A 2,959-nucleotide genomic window follows, 5' to 3' on the forward strand; every position below is an offset into this window, starting at 1 on the left:
GCGTGCTGCCCAGCGACGGGCCGCGGTCGGCGAGCGAGCGGACCGGCACCTGGCCGGTCATCATCGACGGGTCCGGGATCGGCGGGCCTGGTTCGTGCTCGGGCCGGTGGCGGTGGACGGCAAGGACGTGTCGGCGGTGAAGGTGGTGGAGGACACGCAGAACGGGGGCGGGTGGCAGATCGGCCTGACGTTCGATGCCGTCGGGGCGCATGAGTTCGCGGACGTCACGGGCGTGCTCGCGGCGCAGCCTTCGCCCACCAATCAGTTCGCGATCGTGCTGGACGGTGCGGTGGTGTCGCACCCGTATGTCGCTTCCGCGGTGACGGGTGGTGAGGCGGTGATCTCGGGGGGCTTCACGGAGGCGCAGGCCCGGCGGCTGGCGGTGCTGATCGGGGATCGCCTGCTGGTGCCCTTGCGGCTGACGCAGATCGTGATCCCGCAGTAACGACCAGATTCGCTGACGTAGCGTCACATAGGCGTCCGTCGCCGGGAAGTGGCATGCACGCCTCTAGAAAACCGGTCGGTAACCCCCGTACCGTCGAGGCCCCCACAGCTTCTCCCCCAGGAGCTCGACGTGTCCCGACGCCCCCACATACCCCTGCCCCGGTTGCTGGCCGCCGTGCTCGCGGTGGCCCTGCTCTTCGTGCCCGCCCTCGCCGCGCCCACCAGTGCGGCCGACGCGACCTCCGACTACTGCGGCGGGCGGTGTGCGGACATCCTGCCGCCCGGCGAGAACGGCAACGCCACGCTCGCCGAGATCCTGCTCAACCGGGTGTTCGGCACCCGCCCGGCGCACACCGACGACCAGCTCGGCCCGTACGCGGCCCTCGCCTCCGGCTACCCGGGGCTGACGGAGGCCGGGCTGCGGAGCTTCTTCAACGACGCGTCGTTCGGCGTGCCGGCCGACCAGGTCGCGAGCACCACGAGCCCGCGTTCCGACGTGACGATCGTGCGCGACAAGGCGACCGGCGTACCGCACATCACCGGCACCACCCGTGACGGCACCGAGTTCGGCGCGGGCTACGCGGCCGCGCAGGACCGGCTGTGGGTGATGGACCTGTTCCGGCATGTGGGGCGCGGTGAGCTGTCCGGTTTCGCGGGCGGTGCGGCGGCCAACCGGCAGCTGGAGCAGACGTTCTGGCGTGCGGCGCCGTACACCGAGGCCGAGTTGCAGCAGCAGGTCGACGTCCTCGCCTCGCGCGGCGGGCGGGCGGCGCAGGCGCTCGCGGACGCCTCGGCGTACCTCGACGGGATCAACAGTTATGTCCGGCAGGCGTACGGTTCCCGGACGTTCCCGGGCGAGTACGACCTGACCGGGCACATCGACCCGATCACCAACGCCGGGTCGATCCAGCCGTTCACCCTGACCGACCTGGTCGCGCTGGCCTCCGTGATCGGGGCGCTGTTCGGTTCGGGCGGTGGCGGTGAACTCGCCTCCGCGCAGGTCAAGTCGGCCGCCGAGGCGCGGTACGGCAAGGACGCGGGCGACGCGGTGTGGCGTTCGCTGCGCGAGGCGGAGGACCCGGAGGCCGTCCGGACCCTGCACGACGGGCAGACGTTCCCGTACGCGACGGTGCCCGACAGCCCGCAGGGCGTGGCGATGCCCGATGCCGGGTCGGTGGTGAGCGAGCCGGAGGTCTACGACGCGACCGGCTCCGCGAAGACGGCGGCCACCACCGCGAAGGGCGTGCTGCCGGGCAACCTGCTCAGCGCGCGGCACGGCATGTCGAACGCGCTGCTGGTCTCCGGCGCGCACACCGACGACGGCCACCCGGTGGCGGTGTTCGGCCCGCAGACCGGTTACTTCGCGCCGCAGCTGCTGATGCTGGAGGAGCTGCAGGGTCCTGGGATCAGCGCGCGTGGCGCGGCGTTCGCGGGGCTGAGCTTCTACGTGGAGCTCGGGCGCGGGCAGGACTACGCGTGGAGCGCGACCTCGGCCGGGCAGGACATCACCGACACCTATGCGGTGCCGCTGTGCACGAGTGACGGTTCGCCGGTGACGAGGGCGTCCAATTCCTATCTGTGGCACGGTACTTGCACGCCGTTCGAGCGCCTGGAGCGCAAGGACGCGTGGAGTCCGACCACCGCCGACTCCACCCCGGCCGGTTCCTACACGCTGGTGTCGTACCGCACGAACTACGGCCTGGTGAGCGCCCGCGGCACGGTGGGCGGGGCGCCGGTGGCGTTCACGTCGCTGCGTTCCACCTACCGGCACGAGGCCGATTCCATCATCGGCTTCCAGGAGTTCAACGACCCGGCGGCGGTGCACGACGCGGCGGGTTTCCAGCGGGCGGCGCAGGACATCAACTACACGTTCAACTGGTTCTACGCCGACTCGCGCGACATCGCCTACTACAACTCGGGGTCCAATCCGGTACGCGCGCCGGGCGTGGACGCGGGCCTGCCGGTGCTGGCCCAACCCGCCTACGAGTGGGCCGACTTCGACCCTGCGGGCAACACCGCCCGGTACACCCCGCCGGAGCAGCACCCGCAGTCCGTGAACCAGGACTACTACGTCTCGTGGAACAACAAGCAGGCCACCGGCTACACGGCGGCCGGTTTCGGCAACGGCTCGGTGCACCGCGCCAACCTGCTGGACGCCCGCGTCAAGTCGCTGGTGCAGAAGGGGAACGTGAGCCGGGTCGCGCTCACCCAGGCCATGGAGGGCGCGGCCGTGACCGACCTGCGCGCCGAGGACGTCCTGCCCGACCTGATCCGCATCCTGCGCAGCGCCCCGGTCACCGACCCCGCCACGCTGGCCGCGCTGCAGCAGCTGGAGGCGTGGCTGGCCGGCGGCGGCATGCGGCACGAGAGTTCGCCGGGCAGCGGGGCGTACGCGGATGCGGACGCGATCCGCGTCATGGACGCGTGGTGGCCGCTGCTGGCCGACGGCGTCATGCGTCCGGGCCTGGGCGACCCGCTGTTCGCGGCGCTGCCCGGGGCGCTGCAGATCGACGAG

Annotated in this window: 1 protein-coding gene and 1 pseudogene; both read left to right on the forward strand. The window is 71.8% G+C overall.

The features are described 5' to 3' along the window. Nucleotides 1-445 (forward strand): annotated as a pseudogene (locus AB0O00_RS34100) (hypothetical protein); the annotation flags it as partial. 183 nt (nt 446-628) lie between these two features. After that, on the forward strand, nt 629-2,959 hold a 2,331-nt coding region (locus AB0O00_RS34105), incomplete at its 3' end, for a penicillin acylase family protein (protein ID WP_363658464.1).

Source organism: Kitasatospora sp. NPDC093558, from assembly GCF_040683475.1.
In the GTDB taxonomy this organism is placed as follows: domain Bacteria; phylum Actinomycetota; class Actinomycetes; order Streptomycetales; family Streptomycetaceae; genus Kitasatospora.